The sequence below is a fragment of the Streptomyces sp. NPDC002845 genome (genome assembly GCF_053591955.1).
This window is the reverse complement of sequence record NZ_JBSFUU010000018.1, coordinates 82,634-104,060: the sequence shown is the minus strand read 5'-3', so window position 1 is coordinate 104,060 and position 21,427 is coordinate 82,634. Positions and strand designations below refer to the sequence as shown.

Genomic DNA, 21,427 nt, shown 5'->3' with positions numbered 1-21,427 from the left:
CTACTTCTCCGTCTTCTTTTCCGCAGGTGCGGTCAGCTCCGGGCGGCCCGGCTGTTCGCCGCCGCGCTCCTTGATGTACGTCTCGGTGGGGACCATCACCTTGCGGCGGAACACGCAGACCAGCGTGCCGTCCTGCTTGTAGCCCTTGGTCTCGACGTAGACGATCCCGCGGTCCGACTTGGACTTCGAGGGGGTCTTGTCGAGGACCGTCGTCTCGCCGTAGATCGTGTCCCCGTGGAAGGTCGGCGCCACATGCCGCAGCGACTCGATCTCCAGGTTGGCGATGGCCTTGCCCGACACGTCCGGCACGGACATGCCGAGCAGCAGCGAGTAGATGTAGTTCCCGACGACGACGTTCTTGCCGAAGTCCGTCGTCTTCTCCGCATAGTTGGTGTCCATGTGGAGCGGGTGGTGGTTCATGGTGAGGAGACAGAAGAGATGGTCGTCGTACTCCGTGACCGTCTTCCCGGGCCAGTGCTTGTAGACCGCCCCGACCTCGAACTCCTCGTAGGTGCGCCCGAACTGCATCGCCTCACGCCTCCGGGATCTCGAACGTACTGGTGCGCTGCATACCGGCGGCGCGTCCCTTGCCCGCGACGACCAGCGCCATCTTGCGGCTGGCCTCGTCGATCATCTCGTCGCCGAGCATCGCGGAACCCTTCTTGCCGCCCGCCTCGGATGTGCAGTACTCGTACGCGTCCAGGATCAGCTCGGCGTGGTCGTAGTCCTCCTGCGAGGGCGAGAAGATCTCGTTGGACGCCTCGACCTGACCCGGGTGCAGTACCCACTTGCCGTCGAAGCCGAGGGCGGCGGCGCGCCGGGCGACCTCGCGGTAGCCGTCGACGTTGCGGATCTGCAGGTAGGGGCCGTCGATCGCCTGGAGGTCGTTGGCGCGGGCGGCCATCAGGATCTTCATCAGGATGTAGTGGTACGCGTCCGCCGGGTAGCCGGGCGGCTGCTCGCCCACGACGAGCGACTTCATGTTGATCGACGCCATGAAGTCGGCCGGGCCGAAGATGATCGTCTCAATACGTTGAGAGGCTTGAGCGATCTCATTGACGTTGTTGAGGCCCTGTGCATTCTCGATCTGTGCCTCAATACCGATGCGGCCGACCTCGAAGCCCATCGTCTTCTCGATCTGGGTCAGGAGCAGGTCCAGCGCCACGACCTGCTGGGCGTCCTGCACCTTCGGCAGCATGATGCAGTCGAGATTCGGGCCCGCGCCCTCGACGACGGTCACGACATCGCGGTACGTCCACTCCGTCGTCCAGTCGTTGACGCGCACGACCCGCGTCTTGCCCGTCCAGTCGCCCTCGTTGAGGAACTTGACGATCGTGTGCCGCGCCTCGGGCTTGGCGAGCGGGGCGCACGCGTCCTCCAGGTCGAGGAAGACCTGGTCGGCGGGGAGGCCCTGGGCCTTCTCCAGGAAGCGGGGGTTGCTGCCCGGCACCGCGAGGCAGGAGCGCCGCGGGCGAAGGCGGTTCACCTGAGGGACGGGGCTGGTCATGCGGGGACCTCCAGGGGGTCGAGCTTGTTGGCTTTGCGGATCTCGTCGACGATACGGCCGATGATCCCGGTGATGTCGAAGTCCTTCGGGGTGAAGACCGCGGCCACTCCGGTGGCCCTGAGCTGCTCGGCGTCGCCGTTCGGGATGATCCCGCCGGCGATCACCGGGATGTCGGCCGCACCGGCCTCGCGCAGCCGCTCCAGCACGTCCGGGACGAGCTGGGCGTGCGAGCCGGAGAGGACGGACAGGCCGACCGCGTGCACGTCCTCGGCGAGGGCCGCGTCCACGATCTGCTCGGGCGTGAGCCGGATGCCTTGGTAGACCACCTCGAACCCGGCGTCCCGGGCCCGCACGGCGATCTGCTCGGCCCCGTTGGAGTGCCCGTCCAGGCCCGGCTTGCCCACCAGGAAGCGGAGCTTGCCGACGCCCAGGTCACGGGCGGTCGCGTCGACCCTGCGGCGGACGTCGGCCATCGCTGTGCCCTCCTCGGCGGTGACCGCGACCGGCGCGGACGAGACACCGGTGGGGGCACGGAACTCCCCGAAGACCTCGCGCAGGGCCCCGGCCCACTCGCCGGTCGTGACACCGGCGCGGGCGCACTCCAGGGTGGCCTCCATGAGGTTGGCGGTGCCCGCGGCGGCCTCCTTGAGCTTCTCCAGCGCCTTGCAGGGGCGCGGGTGGTTGAAGGGGGGCTGGTAGCGGGTGTCGCGCCAGTGCCGTATCGACTCGATGACCCGTGCCTCGACCGCCGGATCGACCGTCTGGATCGCGGTGTCCAGGTCGGCCGTCAACGGGTTCGGCTCGGTCGTCTCGAAGATGTTGACGCCCACGATCTTCTCTTGACCGGACTCGATACGGGCCCTGCGCTCCGCGTGCGAGGCGACGAGCTGCGACTTCAGGTACCCCGACTCGACGGCCGCCATCGCGCCGCCCATCTCCTGGATGCGGTCGATCTCGGCGAACGACTCCTCGACCAGCTGGGCCACCTTCGCCTCGATGACCTTCGAGCCCTCGAAGATGTCCTCGTACTCCAGCAGATCACTCTCGTGCGCCAGCACCTGCTGGATGCGCAGCGACCACTGCTGGTCCCAGGGCCGGGGGAGCCCCAGCGCCTCGTTCCAGGCGGGCAGCTGCACGGCACGCGCGCGTGCGTCCTTCGACAGTGTCACGGCGAGCATCTCCAGCACGATCCGCTGGACGTTGTTCTCCGGCTGCGCCTCGGTCAGCCCGAGGGAGTTGACCTGGACGCCGTACCGGAAGCGCCGCTGTTCGGGGTTCTCGATGCCGTACCGCTCCCGCGTGATCCGGTCCCAGATGCGCCCGAACGCCCGCATCTTGCACATCTCTTCGACGAACCGGACGCCCGCGTTCACGAAGAAGGAGATACGGGCGACGACATCACCCATGCGCTCCCGCGGCACCTGCCCGCTGTCACGCACGGCGTCGAGGACCGCGATGGCCGTCGACATGGCGTACGCGATCTCCTGGACCGGAGTGGCTCCCGCCTCCTGCAGGTGGTAGCTGCAGATGTTGATCGGGTTCCACTTGGGGATGTGGGAGACCGTGTACGCGATCATGTCCGTCGTCAGACGCAGACTCGGCCCCGGCGGGAACACATGAGTGCCCCGCGACAGGTACTCCTTGACGATGTCGTTCTGGGTCGTCCCCTGGAGCTTGGTGATGGCCTCCTCGTCGAGACCTTGCTCCTCCGCGACGACCTGGTAGAGCGCCAGCAGCCACATGGCCGTGGCGTTGATCGTCATCGAGGTGTTCATCTGCTCCAGGGGGATGTCCTGGAACAGCCGGCGCATGTCACCGAGGTGCGAGACGGGGACCCCGACCCGGCCGACCTCGCCTCGGGCGAGGATGTGGTCGGGGTCGTAGCCGGTCTGCGTCGGCAGGTCGAACGCGACCGACAGACCGGTCTGGCCCTTGGCGAGGTTGCGCCGGTACAGCTCGTTGGACGCCTCGGCTGTGGAGTGACCGGCGTACGTGCGCATGAGCCACGGCCGGTCCCTTTCTTTTTGCGCCTGCGGCTGAGGGCGCTCTCTGCCCGCAGCCGCAGGCGCAGTCTGACGCTCTGTCATCTGTCGGCCCTCAGATGTTCCGGAAGCGGTTGATGGCGTCGGCGTGCTGGGCGCGCATCTCCTCGTCGCGCACGCCCAGGCCCTCCTCGGGGGCGAGGCACAGCACACCGACCTTGCCCTGGTGGAGGTTGCGGTGCACGTCGTACGCGGCCTGCCCGGTCTCCGCCAGGGAGTAGACCCGCGACAGCGTCGGGTGGATCCTGCCCTTGGCGACGAGCCGGTTGGCCTCCCATGCCTCGCGGTAGTTGGCGAAGTGGGAGCCGACGATCCGCTTCAGGGACATCCACAGGTAGCGGTTGTCGTACTGGTGCTCGTAGCCCGAGGTCGAGGCGCAGGTGACGATGGTGCCGCCCTTGCGGGTGACGTAGACGGAGGCGCCGAAGGTCTCGCGGCCTGGGTGCTCGAAGACGATGTCGACGTCCTCGCCCCCGGTCAGTTCGCGGATCCGCTTCCCGAAACGCTTCCACTCCTTCGAGTCCTGGGTGTGCTCGTCCTTCCAGAACCTGTAGTCCTCGGCGGTGCGGTCGATGATCAGCTCGGCGCCCATCTTCCGGCAGATCTCCGCCTTCTGCGGCGAGGAGACGACACAGATCGGGGTGGCGCCGCCGGCGAGCGCGAACTGCGTGGCGTAGGAGCCGAGTCCGCCGCTGGCGCCCCAGATGAGGACGTTGTCGCCCTGCTTCATCTGGGCGCCGTTGCGGGAGACGAGCTGCCGGTAGGCGGTGGAGTTGACCAGGCCGGGGGCGGCGGCCTCCTCCCAGCTCAGATGGCCCGGCTTGGGCATGAGCTGGTTGGACTTGACGAGGGCGATCTCGGCGAGTCCGCCGAAGTTGGTCTCGAAGCCCCAGATGCGCTGTTCGGGGTCGAGCATCGTGTCGTTGTGGCCGTCGCTCGACTCCAGCTCGACGGAGAGGCAGTGCGCGACGACCTCGTCACCGGGCTTCCAGGCGTTGACGCCGGGGCCGGTGCGCAGGACGACGCCCGAGAGGTCGGAGCCGATGATGTGGTACGGCAGGTCGTGGCGCTTGGTGAGCTCGCTGAGCTTGCCGTAGCGCTCCAGAAAACCGAAGGTCGGCAGCGGCTCGAAGATCGAGGTCCACACCGAGTTGTAGTTGACGGAACTCGCCATCACGGCGACCAGCGCCTCGCCCGGGCCGAGCTCCGGCAGAGGGACCTCGTCCAGGTGGAGCGACTTGCGGGGGTCCTTGTCGCGGGTGGTGAGGCCCGCGAACATCTCCGTCTCGTCCTTGTGCACGGTGACCGCGCGGTACGAGGAGGGAAGCGGCAGTGCGGCGAAGTCGGCGGACGTGGAGTCCGGCGACTGGATCGCGTCCAGGATTTCCTTCACGGTGGTGCCTCCGGCGACGAGCGTCCTGAGGGGAGACGCTGCTGAGGGTTACGTCGGGTGCTGCTGAGGGTTTTGTGGAGGTGCCGTCGGTTCGGCGAAGGGTGGTGCTTCGGCAGCGCGTTGTGGCGCGGAGGTTGCCTGTGACGCAGGCGTCCGGGTGCGCGGGCCGAGGGCTTGCGGGGACAGCCCGGACTCCTTCAACGTATGGCACGGCGTGTCATGACGCAAGGCACTCGGTGCCATGAATTTCTCTCGTTTGTCATTTCGCCGTAACAGATGAGCGATGATCGATCGCCCGCGCAGGGGTACACGCCCGTGTCTTCGCCGCCGCTACCCGTCCCATCCCCAGGGGCTCCGCCCCTTCGACCCCGCCAAGGGGGCTGCGCACCCTGAACCCCCTGGGGTGGGTGGGGGTTGCTGTGGGTCGGCCTGAACGGCCTCGTCCTCAAGCGCCGGACGGGCTGGAGGCGTCTGGGGTGGGTTGGGATGGTGCGGGCAGGTGGGGGGCGGGTCGGCCTTGCGGCCTCGTCCTCAAACGCCGGACAGGCTGATGGGTGCCGGCCGGGGCACAGGGGGGCGGCGGACTGATGGGTGTCGGCGGCGTTGAAGGATGTCGGTGAGGCTCAACGGCCTGGCACCGGTTGATGGGTGCCGGCCTGGGCCGGAAGGCCGGCGTGGGTTGGAGCCGTGCCCCTCAGGGGCGCGGGGAACTGCGCGACCAGCAACGGACGACCCCGCGGTTACTCGACGGCCCGCGGCACCCACCCCCTGGCGGGGTCGAAGGGGCGGCAGCCCCTGGGAATGGGACGGGTAGGGGCGGCGGGGCGAAAAACTCACCCCCTGACCCCTACCCCCTGCTCCCTACGCCCGCTCCCGCAACGCCTGCTCGATCGTCTTCATCACCTCGTCGAGCGGTGCATCCGTCCTGGCGACAGCCACCAGCACCTCCCCCTGGGACGCGACGGACGCCGGCGCCGAGGCCTGGGCGCCGGACTCCCGCCCCGCCGCCCCGATGCCCGTCCCGAACGTCTTCCGGACAATCCCGAACGCATGGTCGAGCTGAGCCTCGACATCCCCCTGCCCCCCAGTCCGAAGCCACCGCCGCAGGACATGGTTGTGGGCCGTGACCACGGCAGACGCGGCGACCTCGGCGAGCAACGGATCATCGTTCGCGTCGTCGTCATGCGCGTGCTCATCGAAGTGCCCCAGCAAATACCGCGTGAACAGCCGCTCATAGCGAGCGACCGACGCGATCTCCGCCTCGCGCAGAGTGGGTACCTCCCGCGTGAGCTTGTAACGGGCGACCGAGATCTCCGGCCGGGCCGCGTACATCCTCATGACTTCCTTGATGCCACGGCACACGGTGTCGAGCGGATGCTCGTGCGAGGGCGCCGCGTTGAGCACCGCCTCAGCCCGGACCAGGGTGTCGTCGTGGTCGGGAAAGATCGCCTCTTCCTTGGAGCGGAAGTGACGGAAGAACGTCCGCCGGGCGACCCCGGCGGCCGCCGCGATCTCGTCGACGGTCGTCGCTTCGTACCCCTTGGTCGAGAACAGCTCCATCGCCGCGGCCGCCAGTTCCCGGCGCATCTTGAGCCGTTGGGCGGCGGCGCGACTGCCCGCGGCACTTTCCGGCGCGTCGGGCGTAGCTGGTGTACGTGAGGACTTGGCGGGCTGGGACATGACCCGAACGTACTGCATTTGCGCAGGGGAGCGGGCATGTCCGCCGATCCCCCCACCCTCGGTGGGAGGGGGACCGCCGGGCCGGGCGGACGGCGGACCGCTGCCCGGGTCGAGCAGTCCGCCCCAGTCGTCGCCTCTGAACCAGTCGCCGGGCCGCTCAGCGCTTGGCATGTTCGCGGAAGCCGCGGCCGGTCTTGCGGCCGAGGCAGCCCGCGGCCACCAGGTGCTCCAGGAGCGGCGCCGGAGCGAGACCCGGGTCACGGAACTCGCGGTGCAGGACCTTCTCGATGGCCAGGGAGACATCGAGTCCGACCACGTCCAGCAGTTCGAACGGGCCCATCGGGTAGCCGCCGCCCAGCTTCATCGCGGCGTCGATGTCGTCCAGCGAGGCGTAGTGCTCCTGGACCATCTTGACCGCGTTGTTGAGGTACGGGAACAGCAGCGCGTTCACGATGAAACCGGCCCGGTCGCCGCAGTCCACCGGGTGCTTGCGGACCGCGGTGCACAGCTCGCGGACCGTGGCGTGCACGTCGTCCGCGGTCAGGACCGTACGGACCACCTCGACCAGCTTCATCGCCGGGGCCGGGTTGAAGAAGTGCATGCCGATCACGTCCTGCGGACGCGAGGTGGCGCGGGCGCAGGCCACGACGGGCAGCGAGGAGGTCGTGGTGGCGAGGATCGCGCCCGGCTTGCAGACCTTGTCGAAGGTCGCGAACAGTTGCCGCTTGATCTCCAGGTCCTCGGCCACGGCCTCCAAGGCCAGGTCGACCTCGGCGAAGGCGTCGTACGAGCCCGCCGGGGTGATCCGGTCCAGCGTCTCGGCCGCGGCCTCGACCGCCATCCGGCCCTTGTCGACGGAGCGCGAAAGCGACTTGCCGATCCGGGCCTTCGCCGCCTGCGCCTTCTCCTCGCTGCGCGCGGCGAGGACGACCTCGTACCCGGCCTTCGCGAAGACCTCCGCGATCCCGGACGCCATGGTCCCGGAGCCCGCGACGCCGACCGAGCGGACGGTCCGGCCGGGGGTCAGGGCGGCGCCCTCCAGCGGCGTCAGGGTGTCCCGCACGACGGTGCCGCTGCCGGCGGCCTCGTACGTGTAGAAGCCGCGCCCCGACTTGCGGCCGGTCAGGCCCGCCTCGCTGAGCTGCTTGAGGATGGGCGCGGGCGCGTGCAGCCGGTCGCGCGAAGCGGCGTACATGGCCTCCAGGACCGTACGGGCGGTGTCGACGCCGATCAGGTCGAGCAGCGCGAGCGGGCCCATCGGCAGACCGCAGCCGAGCCGCATCGCCGCGTCGATGTCCTCGCGGGAGGCGTACTTCGACTCGTACATCGCGGCGGCCTGGTTGAGGTAGCCGAACAGCAGCCCGTCGGCGACGAATCCGGGCCGGTCGCCGACCGCGACGGGTTCCTTGCCGAGGTCGAGGGCGAGGTTCGTGACCGCCGAGACGGCCGTCGGCGCGGTCAGCACGGACGAGACGACCTCGGCCAGCTTCATCGCGGGCGCCGGGTTGAAGAAGTGCAGCCCGAGCACGCGCTCGGGACGCGCCGAGTCGGCGGCCAGCCGGGTGACGGACAGGGCGTTGGTGCCGGTGGCGAGGATCGTCTCGGGGCGCACGATCCCGTCCAGCTCGCGGAAGACCTGCTGCTTGATCTCGTACGACTCCGGAACCACCTCGATGACGAGGTCGGCGTCGGCGGCGGCCTGCAGGTCGGTGGAGGTGCGGAAGCGGGCGAGGGCGTCCTCGCGCTCCTGCTCGGTGATCCGGCCGCGCCGCACGGCACGACTGGTGGCGGACTCCAGGGCGGCGACGGCCTTCGCGGCCGCGGCCTCGCTGATGTCGATGCCGACGACCTCGCGGCCGGCCCGGGCCAGGACCTCGGCGATACCGGTGCCCATCGTGCCGAGGCCGACGACGGCGACGGTCTTGAGCGGGGACAGCGGGGACTGGGAGGAGGGGGACAGGGGAGCGGCCATCGCGGGCCTCCAGGAATGAGGGTGACGACTGAAGGGGCGCGCCCGGGTGCGCCGACAGGCGCACACCGTGCGTGAGGAGTGCGGGTGTTGCCGGGCTGCGAGCGCACACGCCCGGTGCCGTCGACGAGGGCGCACACATGCCCGGGTGAACGGCGGAACCGACCGGCCCTGTCCCGGAGCCGTGTCGTACTGAGGTCCTTCAGGTCTTGCGTACCGCATACCTGGAGGTACCGAACCGACCAGCACTCGCGACGGCTGCGTCACCAGGCCGCCGCAAGTCAGTACACGAGTGGGTAACTCGCTCGTCTGAGCTTAACCCGCGGGTAACGAGCGCGCCAGTCCCCGAGTTTGTGATGTAGGTCCCCGAGCCCGGGGAGCGCCTCTACGCTCGACGGCATGAGCGAAGAGTTGCGATCACTCACGGAGCGCTTACGGGTCGAGGCGGGAGCCGGGGCGGGGACGGGAGCGGGGGCCGGTGCTTCACCGTCGTACTACCGGCTCGTCGGGACCGAGAACCCCGACGAACTGGCGGCCGTACTGACCGAGCCCGGGCAGCCGCTGTGGGCACGGGAGTTGGCCGCCTTCCGGCTCGGGGTCGCGGGGGACCGGCGGGCCTTCGAGGCGCTCGTCCTGCTGCTCAACCACCGGGATCCGCAGCGCTGTGCCTCCGCCGCGTACGCCCTCGCCCGGCTCGGCGACCCGCGCACCGCCCGCGCCGCCGCCGCGCTCGCCACCAACGAACTCCGCGTCGGCTACGCCCTCCATCCGGTACGGCTGCTGGTGGAGCTGCGCGCTCCCGAGGCCGTTCCCGCGCTGATCACCACGTTGCGGCGACGCCTGCGGCCGCACGATCCGTACCGCCGGGTCGCGCTGGCGTGCGTGGAAGGGCTCGGGGCACTGGGGGACGTACGGGCGCGGCCCGTGCTGAACGATGCGCTGGCGCATCCGGTGCTCGCGGAGGCGGCGGCCGGTGCCTTGAAGCGGTTGCCGAAGGAGTGAGCCCGGCAGCAGGGGAGGCGGGAGACGGGGCCGCCAGGTGTTCGCCCGGCGGGAGACGGGCGACCGGCAGGCGGACGAACGTCGCGGGATCCGGACTGCCGTCATCTCCGCGCACAAGGCCCGGGCCCTGCGACCCGGCGGCCCCCTCCGAACGATAGGCGCGGCATCGGAACGGCAACCATCCCCCAACCGGGGCGAACGCCCCCCTCAGATGGGCTGGTTCAGGGCCGTCCCGGCCTGGTTCGCCGGGGAGGCCGCCCCGGTGCGGGAGGGCCGCCCCGCTTCATGAGGGCCGGGCCGGTCCACACCGGCTCGGCGCGGCTCACAGCGGCCGGCGCGGCAGGATGCCGAGGCGGGTCGCGGTGACCACGGCCTCCAGCTGGCTGTGGGCGTCCAGTTTCGCCAGCACGCTCTTCACATGCCCGCGGACCGTGTGAAGGCTGAGGACGAGCCGGTCCGCGATCGCCTTCGGACCGTGCCCCTGCGCGAGCAGCGCCAGCACCTCGCGCTCCCGCCGGGTGAGCCCCCGGCGGTCCTCGGCCGTCAGCGTGGACTCCTCCACCAGGAGCTTGCCGTCGGCCGTGGTGCGGATCGCCGTGAGGATGTCCGGGAACGCGCTGTGCTTGGCGAGGAACGCCGAGGCACCCGCCGTCACGGCCCGTGCCAGCTGGTCCGGCGTCGGGTCCGCGGTGAGGATGACCACGCGCGCGGTGGGGTGCGCGGCCTTCAGCAGCCGGGTGCCCTCGATGCCGTCCCGGCCCGGCAGATGAATGTCCATCAGGACGACGGCGGGCGGTCGACGGGACGCCTCCCGCAACGCCTCGTCGACCGTGCCCACCGCGTCGGCGCACTCCAGGTCCGGTTGCGCCCCGACGGCGATGGCCAGGGCGTCGGCCAGCGCCCGCTGGTCCTCGACCACGAGCACGCGGATCATCCCAAATCCTCTCCCCGGACGGACGGACGGACGGACGGGCGTGGCGGGTGGTTCGAGCGTAGCCCCGGATTGTCCGGAATGGAGGGGGACGAGCAGGAAATGGCGTCCGTACGACTGGTCCAACAGCCTTGCTGCGGTAGAGAGTTGAGGGTGCGACGAGGAGTGGCCGGAGGGGGCGAGGGGACAGCGGTCGGAGCGGGAGCGGGAGCGGAAGCGGGCGGGGGCGCGATGGCTGACGCGGGGGAGCTCTATCAGGCGATGTTGCTCGCCGCGCCGGACGGGATCGTCGCGGTCGACGCCGACGGCCGGGTGTGTGCCTGCAATCCGGCGGCGGCAGCGCTGCTGGAGCGGCCTCCGGCCGAACTGGTCGGCTCCGCGTTCGACCTGCCGCTGGTCGCGGGCGAGTTCACGGATGTCACGCTGGTCCTGCCGAGCGGACTCACCAAGGTCGTCGAGATGCGGGTGACCCTCGCACAGCCCGACGGGCAGCAGCTCTATGTGGCCGCGCTGCGCGACACGACCCGCAGACGGCAGGCCGACCGCGCGCTGCGGGCGGCGCTGGAGCACCAGAGCGTGGTCGTCACGGTGGCCGCCCATCAACTCCACAACCCGCTTGCCGCGTTGGGCGCCCTGGTCCATGTGCTGAAGGACCCGCCGCCCGCGCTCCCCGAGGAACGCCGGGCCGAGATCGTCGACCGGATCGCCGACCGCACGGCCCGCCTCCAGGCTCTCGTGCGCAAACTCCTCACCGCCGCACGGATCGACAGCGCCTGGCAGCAGAACAGGCCCGCACCCGTGGAAGTACTGGGCTTCCTCCTGGAACGACTCGCCGACCACGAACCCGAGTGCCGCGGCCGGGACGTACGCCTCACGGTCCCGCCGCACCTCGTGGCACATGTGGACCGGGTCGCCTTCGCCGAGATCGTCGCCAACTACCTGGAGAACGCGCTCTCCTACGGCCGTGAGCCCGTGGAGATCACCGCGCGGGCCTGCGGCGGCGGCGTCGAACTGCGCGTCGCGGACCAGGGCCCCGGTGTGCCCGAGTCCTTCGTCCCGCACCTCTTCGAGCGCTACCGCCGCGACCCGGCCACCGCGTCCGCCACCGAGGGCACCGGACTCGGCCTGTGGATCGCCCGCAGCCTGGCCCGCGCCAACGGGGGCGACGCCTGGTACGAGCCCGGCCGCCCGGCGGGCGCGGTGTTCTGCGTGCGCCTGCCCCGGGAGACTCAGGAGGATCCCCCGTCGCCCAGCACGCGCGCGAAGCGCAGTTCGGGCACCGCCACCCCGTCCACCTCGAAGGGTTCCTCGGCGCCGTCCGCCGCGAAGCCCCAGCGCTCGTAGAACCGCCGCGCGGAGAGGTTCTCCTTGAGCACCCACAGCAGCATCCGCCCGTGACCGGCCGCGACGCAGCGGGTGACCGACTCGGCGAGCAGCGCGCTCCCCACACCCTGGGAGACATGCCTGGGGTGCACGTAGATCGCGTACAACTCGGCGTCCTCGGCGCGGACTTCCCCGTCCCGGTACGGCCCGTGCGCCACCCACCCGACGACCTCGCCGTCCCGCTCCGCGACCAGGTTCACGACCGAGCCGTCACCGCCCGCGAGGTGGTGACGCCGACGCTCGGCGTCCGCCTCCACGTCCATCGCGTCGAGGTAGGCCTGCGGGATCATCCCCGCGTACGCGCTCTGCCAGCCACGGACGCGGATCTCGGCCACGTCGCGGCAGTCGGCCAGGGTCATCTCACGTATACGGAGGCGTCGCTCGTCCATGGCGGCACCCTAAGCGGGCAGGGCGGGTTGGGTGGCGTGGACAACCCGGAGCTCTGCACCAGGTGGGAACGACGGCGTACGCCTCGATCTCCATGAGGAACTCGGGCCGGACCAGCGAGGCGACCTGGACCGCGGACGCGGCCGGGAGGCGGTCGTCGGATATGTGCCTATGTGCTCGGCGCGGGCCGCGCGGATCGCCGGCATGTGGGCCATGTCCGTGACGAAGCAGGTGAGTTTGACGACGTCGTCGAACGTGGCCCCGGCGGCGGGGGCGACCCCGTCGGGGGTGGGAATCCTGGTCGGCTCACTCATGCGTCCATGGTGGACCATGGGTCTGACAACGCCCCCGACGAAGGGCCCGCGGCCTCAGCCCCGGAAGCCGAGGAGACCGTGCAGTGTCGAGCCCCGCGAGGGGGTGGACGCGGCCTCGGTGCTCAGTGGCTCCGGGTCGGGCAGTGCCTCGCACACCGCGTCGGCCTCGCCGTCGCCGCGCGGCACGGAACCGTCGGTCAGGTACGCCGCCAGGTACTCGTCCAGGCAGGCGTTGCCGCTCAGCGTGATGCCGTGGTTGCCGCCGTCCTGCTCGACGACCAGGCTGGAGCCGTGCAGGAGGCGGTGGAGCATGACGCCGCCCTGGTACGGGGTGGCCGCGTCGTCCGTCGCCTGGAAGAGCAGCACCGGGGGCACCGCGTCGTTGGAGACGTCGACGGGCTCCAGCGAGTACGTCGGCCAGAAGGCGCAGGGTGCGTTGTACCAGGCGTTGTTCCAGGTCAGGAACGGTGCCTTCTCGTACGCGGCCCAGTTGTCGTCGCGCCACTGGTCCCAGTCGCGCGGCCAGGACGCGTCACGGCACTCCACCGAGGTGTAGATGCTGTAGCCGTTGTCGCCGTCCTCGTCGACGGCGCCGAAGTTCTCGTACGCCTCGACGAGCGGGTCGTCGTTCTTGTCGTTCACGAAGGCCGCGAACGCCTCCGCGAGGTAGGGCCAGTAGCCGTTGTAGTAGCCGCCGGGGACGAAGGTGTCCTCCAGCTCCGACGCGCCCACGACGCCGTCCGCGGGCTTCTTGGCCAGGGCCGCCCGCATCGCGTACCACTTGGCTTCGATCTTCTCCGGGTCGGTGCCGAGCTTGTACGTGGTGTCGTACTTGGCGATCCAGGTCATGAACGCCCGGTGGCGGTCGTTGAAGGCGTAGTCCTGCCGGAGGTTGTCGTCGTACCAGACGCCGGTGGGGTCGACGACGGAGTCCAGCACCGCGCGCCGCACCCGGTCCGGGAAGAGCTTCGCGTAGACGGCGCCCAGGTAGGTGCCGTACGAGTAGCCGAAGTAGTTGATCTTCTTGGTGCCGAGCGCCCGCCGGATCGCGTCCATGTCCTTGACCGTGCTCACCGTGTCGATGTATGGCAGCAGGTCCGCGTACTTGGTGGCGCACGCCTCGGCGAAGGCCTCGGCGCGGTCGAGGTTGGCCTTCTCGACGGCCGGGGTGCTGGGCACGGAGTCGGGCCGTACCGGTGCGAAGTGGCCCGGCTCGCAGTCGAGCGCGGGCTTGCTGGCGCCGACGCCTCTGGGGTCGAAGCCGATGACGTCGTACTGCGCCGCGACCTTCTTCGGCAGCGAGGACGCGACGAAGCCGGCGAGCGTGAGCCCGCTGCCGCCGGGCCCGCCCGGGTTGACCAGCAGGGGGCCCTGGTATTTCTGCTTCGCGGTGTGCGGGACGCGGGAGAGGGCGAGCGTGATCTGCCTGCCGTGCGGGTCGGCGTGGTCGAGCGGCACCTTCAGGGACGCGCACTGGAGCGTCGGATAGTTGCTGGTGCCGCATTTCTTCCAGGCGAGCTCGGCCGTGGCGGCGGGGGCGGTGCGCGGTGCGGACGCGGAGCCGGCGCTCGCGTCGGCCGGGATCGCCGTGACCATCCCGGCCACCACGGCGGCGGCACCGCACAGAGCAGCTGCGCGTTTCTTCATTGTGTGGCCTCCCAGGACGGAGGATGTTGGGCCGTGCACACCACGGCCTTCGTCGCATCGTCCCGGAACGGGCACCCGGAAGAACCCGGTTCTGCGAAGACTTGACCCGATTGGGTCGCGAGAAGCGCTCGGATGCCCTCGGCGAGGTGCCGTCGAGGCTCCGGCGAGGTGTCGGCGAAGTGCCGACGGAGGGTCAACTCCGATCAGAGCAGGGTCAGCTGAGTCGGTCGAGCAGGCACCTCGTCCGGTACGGCGGCCCCGGGTGCCGGGATCCTTCGCGGCATCCCCGCGCGCGTGGGGCCGATGCCGTACTCCTCGGCCAGTTCGTGCACCTGACGGGTGATCCGGCGCTGGTACCACTTCGGGGCGTACGCGCCCTCCGCGTACAGCCGCTCGTAACGCCGTACGAGATACGGGTGGTGGCGCTCCAGCCAGGCCATGAACCACTCGCGGGCGCCGGGCCGCAGATGCAGCACCAGAGGTGTCACGGAGGTCGCCCCGGAGGCCGCGATCGCCCGCACGGTGGCGCGCAGCCGGTCCGGGTGGTCGCTCAGGAAGGGGATCACGGGGGCCATGAGCACCCCACAGCCGATGCCGTGCTCGCCGAGGGTGCGGACCACGTCCAGGCGGCGCTCCGGGGCGGGCGTGCCCGGCTCCACGGTGCGCCACAGCTCGTCGTCGGTGAAGCCGACGGAGACGGAGATGCCGACCTCGGTGACCTCCGCGGCCTGCTTCAGCAGGTCGAGGTCCCGCAGGATCAGCGTGCCCTTGGTGAGGATCGAGAACGGGTTCGCGTGGTCGCGCAGGGCGGCGATGATGCCCGGCATCAGCCGGTAGCGGCCCTCCGCCCGCTGGTAGCAGTCGACGTTGGTGCCCATCGCTATGTGGTCGCCGTGCCAGCGGCGCGAGGCGAGCTGGCGGCGCAGCAGCTCCGGCGCGTTGACCTTCACCACGATCTGCGAGTCGAAGCCGAGGCCCGTGTCGAGGTCCAGATAGCTGTGGCTCTTGCGGGCGAAACAGTAGACACACGCGTGCGTGCAGCCCCGGTACGGGTTGACCGTCCATTCGAAGGGCAGGCGGGATGCGCCCGGCACCCGGTTCACGATCGACTTCGCCCGGACCTCGTGGAAGGTGATGCCCCGGAACTCGGGGGTGTCGAAGGTACGCGTGATCACCGCGTCCGCGCCGAACAGCGCGGCGTCCCGGGCCGTGGCGGGGTTCTCGGCCAGATGGTCCCAGCGCATGGGGGCCTCCTCGGTAGCACTGGCCACAGAATAGAACATGCGTTCCCTTGATCGTGCGAACTCATTTTCGAGTGTCGTGTGAGGGTGTTGTTCGCGGGCCTCCACGGGTGCCGTTCGCTCCCCTTTGTGGACCCCGATTTGGGCGGCCCGGCCGCCTGGTGGTTGGCTTTCCGCATACCCGAGCAACACCAAGTGCTGGAGGAGTGCCATGGCGCAGGTAGAGGCCACCACGGAGCGAGTCGTCGCGGCGGACGCGGAGAAGGTGTTCGACACCCTGGCCGACTACAGCGGCGCCCGCCAGAAGGTGCTGCCCGAGCACTTCAGCGAGTACGAGGTGCGCGAGGGCGGCGACGGCGAGGGCACCCTCGTCCACTGGAAGCTCCAGGCCACCAGCAAGCGCGTCCGCGACTGCCTCCTGGAGGTGACCGAGCCCACCGACGGCGAGCTCGTCGAGAAGGACCGCAACTCCTCCATGGTCACCACCTGGCGTGTCACCCCGGCAGGCGAGGGCCAGTCCCGCGTCGTCGTGACCACCGTCTGGAACGGCGCCGGCGGCATCGGCGGCTTCTTCGAGAAGACCTTCGCCCCCAAGGGCCTCGCCCGGATCTACGACACCCTGCTCGCCAACCTCGCCACCGAGGTCGAGAAGTAGCCCAAAGGGCAACTCCCCGGGGCGCGTTGTCACCCTCACCGATTCGAGTGGATCTCCGCGGCGCCCCGCGTGACGCCGTAACTCGTCGCACTTGTCGGCAGTTGCCGCTTACTGCGGGAATTGCGCGGTAAGTGCGACGAGGGGAGCGGCACATGAGCGGGACCACTCTGGTGCGGGACGAACCGGCCACCACGCCCGCACCACCCGGGCCCGCCCACCCCCGACTCGGCCCGCGCCGGGTGCGGTTGGTCTTCCTCGGGCTCCTGCTCGCCCTGCTCCTCGCCGCGCTGGAGCAGATGATCGTGGCCACCGCGCTGCCGGAGATCGTCGGTGAACTGCACGGCCTGGACAGGATGTCCTGGGCGATCACCGCCTACCTGCTCACCGCCACCGTCGGACTGCCCGTGTACGGCAAGTTCGGCGACCTGTACGGCCGCAAGGGCGTCTTCCAGTTCGCGATCGTCGTCTTCGTCGCCGGCTCGGCGCTGGCCGGCTGGTCGCGCACCATGGACCAGCTCATCGCCTTCCGCGCGCTCCAGGGCGTCGGCGCGGGCGGCCTCCTGATCGGTGTGCAGGCGATCATCGCGGACATCGTGCCCGCCCGCGAACGCGGCCGCTTCATGGGCCTGATCGGCGCCGCCTTCGGCCTCGCCTCCGTCGCCGGCCCCCTCCTGGGCGGCTACCTCACGGACCACCTCTCCTGGAGGTGGTGCTTCTACATCAACGTGCCCTTCGGGCTGATCACCCTGGCCGTGGTCACCGTCGCACTGAAGCTCCCGAAGCCGGCCGCCAGGGCGCGCTTCGACATCCTGGGCTCGCTGCTGCTCGCGGCGGCCTCGACCTGCCTGGTACTGCTGACCAGTTGGGGCGGCACGGAGTACGCCTGGGACTCCCGCGTCGTCCTGGGGCTCGGCGCGGGAGCGGTCGCCTCGGCCGTGCTGTTCCTCGTCGCCGAGCGCCACGCGGCCGAACCGCTCATCCCCCTGCGCCTGTTCAGGGACCCCGTCTTCATCATCACCGGCCTGGTGGGCCTGGCCATCGGCGCCGCGCTCTTCGGAGCCGCCGGCTATCTGCCGACCTTCCTGCAGATGGCCGACGGGGCCACCGCCACCGAGTCGGGGCTGCTGATGCTCCCGATGATGGCCGGCATCGTCGGCGCGTCGGTCCTCTCCGGACAGCTCATCAGCCACACCGGGCACTACAGGACGTACCCCATCCTCGGCAGCGCCCTCTCCGCCGTCGGCATGTGGCTGCTGTCCCGCCTCGACGCCGACACGCCCCGGCTGCACTACAGCCTCTGGATGGCCGTCCTCGGCGCGGGCATCGGCATGGTGATGCCGGTGCTGATCCTCGCCGTGCAGAACTCGGTACGTCCCGAGGACCTCGGCACGGCCACCAGTACGAGCAACTACGTCCGGCAGATCGGCGGCAGCGTCGGAGTCGCGGTCTTCGGGACGCTCTTCATGGGCCGGCTCGCCGAACGCCTTCCCACGCGCGCGGGGGCCGTCCTGCCCGATCCCGGGTCCCTCACCCCGCAGCTCGTCCACGCCCTGCCCGCCGAACTGCGCGACGGCTACATCCGGGCGTACGCCGACGCCATGCCGCGGGTCTTCCTCTCCCTCGTGCCGGTGCTCGTCCTCGGTCTGATCGCAGCCCTCTTCCTCAAGGAGACCCCCCTGTTGAACGGCGCAGCCCCCCACAACGCCCCCGCCGAGCCCGCACCCCCCGCCGCCCGGATCCCGCAGGCGCGTGCGCCGCACACCCCCGGGGTCCCCGTCTGCGGCACGGTGCGGCACCGCGACGGCACCGTCGTGCCCCGGGCCGCGCTCACCCTCATCGATGCCGGGGGACAGCAGATCGGGCGGGGCGCCAGCGGCGAGGACGGACGGTACGCGCTGTCCACGCCCGGGACGGGCTCGTACGTCCTGATCGCGGCGGCGGGCGGCCACCAGCCGCAGGCCGTCGGGGTGACCGCCGACGAGCGCCCGGTCGAGCTGGACATCGTCCTGGGCGGCGCGGGCCGCCTCGCCGGAACCGTGCTCACGGCGGACGGCACCCCGGTGCCGGAGGCCACGGTCACGCTCACCAACGCCCACGGGGAGGTCGTCGCCACCACCCGCTGCGGGGGTGAAGGGGGTTACGTCATCACCGAGCTGGTGGCCGGGGAGTACACCCTCGCCGCCAGCGCCCATGCCCACCGCCCGGCCGCGGTCCCCGTCACCGTGCAGGCCGCCCGCGAGACCCGCCAGGACATCGAGCTCGCGGGCGGAGCCGTCCTCAGGGGCACGGTCCGCACCGGGGACGGACGTTCCGTCGAGGACGCCCGGGTCACCCTCCTCGACGCCGCGGGCAACGTCGTCGACACGCTCACCACCAAGATCGACGGAACGTTCCGGTTCGTCGACCTGTCCTCCGGCGAGTACACGGTCGTCGCGTCGGGGTACCCGCCCGTCGCCACCGTGCTCAAGGTCGCCGGGGGCGGCAGGACCGAACGTGACCTGCAACTGGGCCACGAGGACTAGGTATGCGAGGGGCGCGCGCGGTGATTTGCGCGCCGGAGGCGCCCCACGGGGGCGAATTCGTGTATTGCCACACATCGCGACCGGTTGCCGCCGTACCGTAGCCGTACGGTAGTGGGTGCGGAGCAGATCTTGAGCAGCCGTGGGGAGAGAGGGCCTGGGCCATGGACCGTGGCGGAGAGATGGTCACGCCTTCCAGCCGCGGAGCTGGGAACGATGCGGTGGGGGAGCACGCCCCCGCCGGTCGTGTCCCCCTGGCCGTGGTGGTGGTCGACCGCGACGGGCTCGTGTCGCACTGGAGCACCGGTGCGCGGCGGCTGTTCGGCGCCGCCAAGGAGGACGCGGTGGGCCGCCCCGCCATGGATCTGCTGCCCGTGTCCGGTGCCCTGCCCGATGAGGACGGGACGGCGCCCTACGGGTCGTACGCCGCCTACGACGGCCTCGGCCCCGGCCTGGAGTCCTCCCTCGACGGCGGACTCTCCTACCCGGCCGCCGGGCGGGCCCGGCTGACCGTGGCCGAGCAGGACCGGGCTGACGTCCTGTGGTGGGCGTACCCGCTGGTCGGACCCGGACGTGAGCGGCTGCTCGTGCTCGCCGCCGACGCCGACGCGATGCGGCAGGAGGGCGAGAGCGCCGTCTTCGAGCGCATCGCCCCTGGTTTCGCGCTCCACACCGACTTCCCCGGCGCCGACGAACTGGCCCGCAGACTCCCCGAGATCATGCCCAGCATGAGCGTCGGCGAGAGCGCCCGCATCGTCGCGCAGGTCCTCGAACTGGGCTATCCCATCCTGGAGTTCAGCCAGAACGACCGGGTGCCCGTCACCCCGGACTGGGGCGTTCCGCGCCGGATCGAGCGCAAGGCGCGCCGGGAGCGGGCCGCCCGGGCCCTCGCCACCGGTGAGCCCCTGCCGGAGGACCTGCGGGAGGAGGCGGACGACCTCGAACACGCGGCCGTACGCGAACGGCTGGAGTTCCTCAACGAGGTCAGCGGACGCATCGGCACCTCCCTCGACCTGGCGCAGACCATCATCGAGGTCAGCAAGGCCGTCGTCCCGCGCTTCACGGACGTGGCCGGTACTTACCTGCGCGAACAGGTCGTCGCCGGTGAGGGCTTCCCCGAAGGGGTGCCCGACACGACCACCATGTGGCACCGGGTGGCCCTGGAGCACACGGACGAACCGGGCCGCTGGGACGACGTCGTGCCGGTCGGCGAGGCCATGCCGTTCCCCGCGCACACGCCGTTCTTCCAGTGCATGACCACCGGCGAACCCGTCCTCGTCCCGCGCATCAGCGAGCAGATGGGCCACACGATCGCCGCACAGTTCGAGAAGCGCGACATCCGCCCGCTGATCACCAACCGCTCCATGCTGGTCGTGCCACTGAAGGCACGCAACGTGGTGCTCGGCTTCATGATCCTGCTGCGCCACCCGGAGCGCGCCGAGTTCAACGACATGGACCGCGCCACCGGAGCCGAACTCGCCGCCCGCGCGGGCCTCGTGCTCGACAACGCGCGCATGTACACGTACCAGGAGAGCGTCGCCGAGACCCTCCAGGACAGCATGCTGCCGCACATCGCCCCGCGCACCACGGGCTGCGACATCGCCACCCGCTACCTCCCGGGCACGCTGCTCGGCCGCGTCGGCGGTGACTGGTTCGACTCGGTGAAGCTGCCCGGCGCCCGCACCGCCCTGGTCGTGGGCGACGTCATGGGCCACGGCCTCAACTCGGCCGCGATGATGGGCCAGTTGCGCACGGCCGTGCAGACCATGGCCGCCCTGGACCTGCCGCCCGCGCAACTGCTGCGCAACCTCGACGACCTCGCCCAGCGGCTCGGCGAGCACTACCTCGCGACCTGCCTGTACGCCGTCTACGACCCGATCGCGAGCGAACTGCACCTCGCCAACGCGGGCCACATCCCGCCCGTGGTGGTGCGCGCCGAGGACGGCCGCAGCGAACTGCTCGACCTGCCCACGGGCGCGCCCATCGGCGTCGGCGGCGTGCCGTTCGAGGCGGCACGCGTGCGCGTGCGGCCCGGCGACCGGCTCGTGATGTGCACCGACGGACTCGTCGAGGTGCGCGGCGAGGACATCGGCGTCGGCCTCGCCACGCTCTGCGAGTCCGCCGCCCACCCCGCCGCCTCCATGGACGACGCCTGCGACACCATCATCCGCGCCCTCGCTGTGACATTTTCAGAAGCGGGCCGCGGCGGACGCAAGGACGACGTGGCCCTGCTGATGGCCCGGCTCAGCGGCATCGAGCCCGAGGACGTCGCCGAGTGGCGGTTCGCCCTCGACCCGGCCGAGGCCGGCCGGGCCCGCGCCGCCGTCCGTGAACAACTGCACGTCTGGGGGCTGAATTCCCTCGCGGACACCGCCGAGTCGCTGGTCAGTGAGCTGGTCTCCAATGCCGTACGGCACGCGCGCACCCGTCGGATCGAACTGCGGCTGGTTCGCGGCGAGACACTGCTGTGCGAGGCCGATGACGACGACCCCACCCTGCCGACGCTGCTCAGCGCGGGGCCCGGCGACGAGTTCGGGCGCGGGATGCGGGTGGTGAGCACGCTGGCACGGGAGTGGGGCGCGAGCCGGACGAGCGCGGGCAAGACCGTGTGGTTCGAACTGACGTTGCCGCGCCGCTGAGGTGACCGACTCCCGCGGTGCCGACGGGGCGCTCAACGGCGTACGCCTGTCGAATGAGCCGTGAAGGAAAGCGCCGCGTGCTTGTTCCGTCACGCCGGGCGCGATAGACCATTCAGGC

The 21,427-nt window shown here is 70.8% G+C and carries 16 protein-coding genes; 5 read left to right on the top strand and 11 right to left on the bottom strand.

Annotated features, from left to right (window positions below):
- The 6 genes from ACWD3C_RS15715 to ACWD3C_RS15690 form a co-directional block, all read right to left on the bottom strand.
- Nucleotides 1-528, bottom strand: a complete 528-nt coding sequence (locus ACWD3C_RS15715) for a MaoC family dehydratase (RefSeq protein WP_451144124.1) — start codon at nucleotides 526-528, stop codon at nucleotides 1-3.
- 4 nt (nucleotides 529-532) lie between these two features.
- Nucleotides 533-1,507: an HpcH/HpaI aldolase/citrate lyase family protein gene (locus tag ACWD3C_RS15710; protein WP_451144122.1), complete on the bottom strand. Its 975-nt coding sequence runs from the start codon at nucleotides 1,505-1,507 to the stop codon at nucleotides 533-535.
- Nucleotides 1,504-3,594 carry a protein meaA gene (locus ACWD3C_RS15705; protein WP_451144120.1) on the bottom strand — a complete coding sequence of 697 codons (2,091 nt, stop codon included), beginning with the start codon at nucleotides 3,592-3,594 and terminating at the stop codon, nucleotides 1,504-1,506. The genes ACWD3C_RS15710 and ACWD3C_RS15705 overlap by 4 nt, the downstream gene beginning before the upstream one ends.
- 10 nt (nucleotides 3,595-3,604) lie before the next feature.
- Nucleotides 3,605-4,942 (bottom strand): crotonyl-CoA carboxylase/reductase, encoded by a 1,338-nt coding sequence (gene ccrA, locus ACWD3C_RS15700; RefSeq protein ID WP_451144118.1) that lies wholly within the window; start codon nucleotides 4,940-4,942, stop codon nucleotides 3,605-3,607.
- An 861-nt stretch (nucleotides 4,943-5,803) separates the two neighbouring features.
- Complete coding sequence (locus ACWD3C_RS15695) at nucleotides 5,804-6,622, bottom strand: TetR family transcriptional regulator (RefSeq protein ID WP_451144116.1); 819 nt, start codon at nucleotides 6,620-6,622, stop codon at nucleotides 5,804-5,806.
- A 157-nt stretch (nucleotides 6,623-6,779) separates the two neighbouring features.
- The gene (locus ACWD3C_RS15690; protein WP_451144114.1) at nucleotides 6,780-8,594 is read right to left on the bottom strand and encodes a 3-hydroxyacyl-CoA dehydrogenase family protein; all 1,815 of its coding nucleotides are present in this window, start codon (nucleotides 8,592-8,594) and stop codon (nucleotides 6,780-6,782) included.
- Nucleotides 8,595-8,990: 396 nt separating this feature from the next.
- Between ACWD3C_RS15690 and ACWD3C_RS15685 the strand changes: the two genes are divergently transcribed.
- Nucleotides 8,991-9,593: an adenylosuccinate lyase gene (locus tag ACWD3C_RS15685; protein WP_451144112.1), complete on the top strand. Its 603-nt coding sequence runs from the start codon at nucleotides 8,991-8,993 to the stop codon at nucleotides 9,591-9,593.
- Nucleotides 9,594-9,915: 322 nt separating this feature from the next.
- Here ACWD3C_RS15685 and ACWD3C_RS15680 read toward each other — a convergent pair whose 3' ends face one another.
- Entirely contained in the window at nucleotides 9,916-10,527 is a 612-nt protein-coding gene (locus ACWD3C_RS15680; protein ID WP_451144110.1) for a response regulator, read from the bottom strand.
- A gap of 228 nt (nucleotides 10,528-10,755) precedes the next feature.
- Between ACWD3C_RS15680 and ACWD3C_RS15675 the strand changes: the two genes are divergently transcribed.
- Complete coding sequence (locus ACWD3C_RS15675) at nucleotides 10,756-11,868, top strand: ATP-binding protein (RefSeq protein WP_451144108.1); 1,113 nt, start codon at nucleotides 10,756-10,758, stop codon at nucleotides 11,866-11,868.
- Here ACWD3C_RS15675 and ACWD3C_RS15670 read toward each other — a convergent pair.
- The 4 genes from ACWD3C_RS15670 to ACWD3C_RS15655 form a co-directional block, all read right to left on the bottom strand.
- Nucleotides 11,754-12,296, bottom strand: a complete 543-nt coding sequence (locus tag ACWD3C_RS15670; protein ID WP_451144106.1) for an N-acetyltransferase family protein — start codon at nucleotides 12,294-12,296, stop codon at nucleotides 11,754-11,756. The two genes, ACWD3C_RS15675 and ACWD3C_RS15670, sit on opposite strands and share 115 nt — an antisense overlap.
- 9 nt (nucleotides 12,297-12,305) lie before the next feature.
- Nucleotides 12,306-12,608 carry a RidA family protein gene (locus tag ACWD3C_RS15665; RefSeq protein WP_451144104.1) on the bottom strand — a complete coding sequence of 101 codons (303 nt, stop codon included), beginning with the start codon at nucleotides 12,606-12,608 and terminating at the stop codon, nucleotides 12,306-12,308.
- 54 nt (nucleotides 12,609-12,662) lie between these two features.
- On the bottom strand, nucleotides 12,663-14,255 hold the full coding sequence (locus ACWD3C_RS15660; RefSeq protein ID WP_451144102.1) for an alpha/beta hydrolase: 1,593 nt from the start codon (nucleotides 14,253-14,255) through the stop codon (nucleotides 12,663-12,665).
- A gap of 203 nt (nucleotides 14,256-14,458) precedes the next feature.
- On the bottom strand, nucleotides 14,459-15,499 hold the full coding sequence (locus tag ACWD3C_RS15655; RefSeq protein ID WP_451144100.1) for an Rv2578c family radical SAM protein: 1,041 nt from the start codon (nucleotides 15,497-15,499) through the stop codon (nucleotides 14,459-14,461).
- Nucleotides 15,500-15,707: 208 nt separating this feature from the next.
- Here ACWD3C_RS15655 and ACWD3C_RS15650 point away from each other — a divergent pair, with 208 nt between their 5' ends.
- From ACWD3C_RS15650 to ACWD3C_RS15640, 3 genes are all read left to right on the top strand, one after another.
- Nucleotides 15,708-16,151 (top strand): SRPBCC family protein, encoded by a 444-nt coding sequence (locus ACWD3C_RS15650; protein WP_451144098.1) that lies wholly within the window; start codon nucleotides 15,708-15,710, stop codon nucleotides 16,149-16,151.
- A 152-nt stretch (nucleotides 16,152-16,303) separates the two neighbouring features.
- The gene (locus ACWD3C_RS15645; protein ID WP_451144096.1) at nucleotides 16,304-18,673 is read left to right on the top strand and encodes an MFS transporter; all 2,370 of its coding nucleotides are present in this window, start codon (nucleotides 16,304-16,306) and stop codon (nucleotides 18,671-18,673) included.
- A 161-nt stretch (nucleotides 18,674-18,834) separates the two neighbouring features.
- Nucleotides 18,835-21,309, top strand: coding sequence for a SpoIIE family protein phosphatase (locus ACWD3C_RS15640; protein WP_451144094.1), 2,475 nt, complete (start codon nucleotides 18,835-18,837; stop codon nucleotides 21,307-21,309).
- The last annotated feature ends 118 nt before the right edge of the window (nucleotides 21,310-21,427 follow it).

Coding starts and splice junctions, on each gene's coding strand:
- ACWD3C_RS15715 (WP_451144124.1), bottom strand. CDS start 528: ATGCAGTTCGGGCGCACCTACGAGGAGTTCGAGGTCGGGGCGGTCTAC.
- ACWD3C_RS15710 (WP_451144122.1), bottom strand. CDS start 1,507: ATGACCAGCCCCGTCCCTCAGGTGAACCGCCTTCGCCCGCGGCGCTCC.
- ACWD3C_RS15705 (WP_451144120.1), bottom strand. CDS start 3,594: ATGACAGAGCGTCAGACTGCGCCTGCGGCTGCGGGCAGAGAGCGCCCT.
- ACWD3C_RS15695 (WP_451144116.1), bottom strand. CDS start 6,622: ATGTCCCAGCCCGCCAAGTCCTCACGTACACCAGCTACGCCCGACGCG.
- ACWD3C_RS15690 (WP_451144114.1), bottom strand. CDS start 8,594: ATGGCCGCTCCCCTGTCCCCCTCCTCCCAGTCCCCGCTGTCCCCGCTC.
- ACWD3C_RS15685 (WP_451144112.1), top strand. CDS start 8,991: ATGAGCGAAGAGTTGCGATCACTCACGGAGCGCTTACGGGTCGAGGCG.
- ACWD3C_RS15680 (WP_451144110.1), bottom strand. CDS start 10,527: ATGATCCGCGTGCTCGTGGTCGAGGACCAGCGGGCGCTGGCCGACGCC.
- ACWD3C_RS15675 (WP_451144108.1), top strand. CDS start 10,756: ATGGCTGACGCGGGGGAGCTCTATCAGGCGATGTTGCTCGCCGCGCCG.
- ACWD3C_RS15670 (WP_451144106.1), bottom strand. CDS start 12,296: ATGGACGAGCGACGCCTCCGTATACGTGAGATGACCCTGGCCGACTGC.
- ACWD3C_RS15665 (WP_451144104.1), bottom strand. CDS start 12,608: ATGAGTGAGCCGACCAGGATTCCCACCCCCGACGGGGTCGCCCCCGCC.
- ACWD3C_RS15660 (WP_451144102.1), bottom strand. CDS start 14,255: ATGAAGAAACGCGCAGCTGCTCTGTGCGGTGCCGCCGCCGTGGTGGCC.
- ACWD3C_RS15655 (WP_451144100.1), bottom strand. CDS start 15,499: ATGCGCTGGGACCATCTGGCCGAGAACCCCGCCACGGCCCGGGACGCC.
- ACWD3C_RS15650 (WP_451144098.1), top strand. CDS start 15,708: ATGGCGCAGGTAGAGGCCACCACGGAGCGAGTCGTCGCGGCGGACGCG.
- ACWD3C_RS15645 (WP_451144096.1), top strand. CDS start 16,304: ATGAGCGGGACCACTCTGGTGCGGGACGAACCGGCCACCACGCCCGCA.
- ACWD3C_RS15640 (WP_451144094.1), top strand. CDS start 18,835: ATGGACCGTGGCGGAGAGATGGTCACGCCTTCCAGCCGCGGAGCTGGG.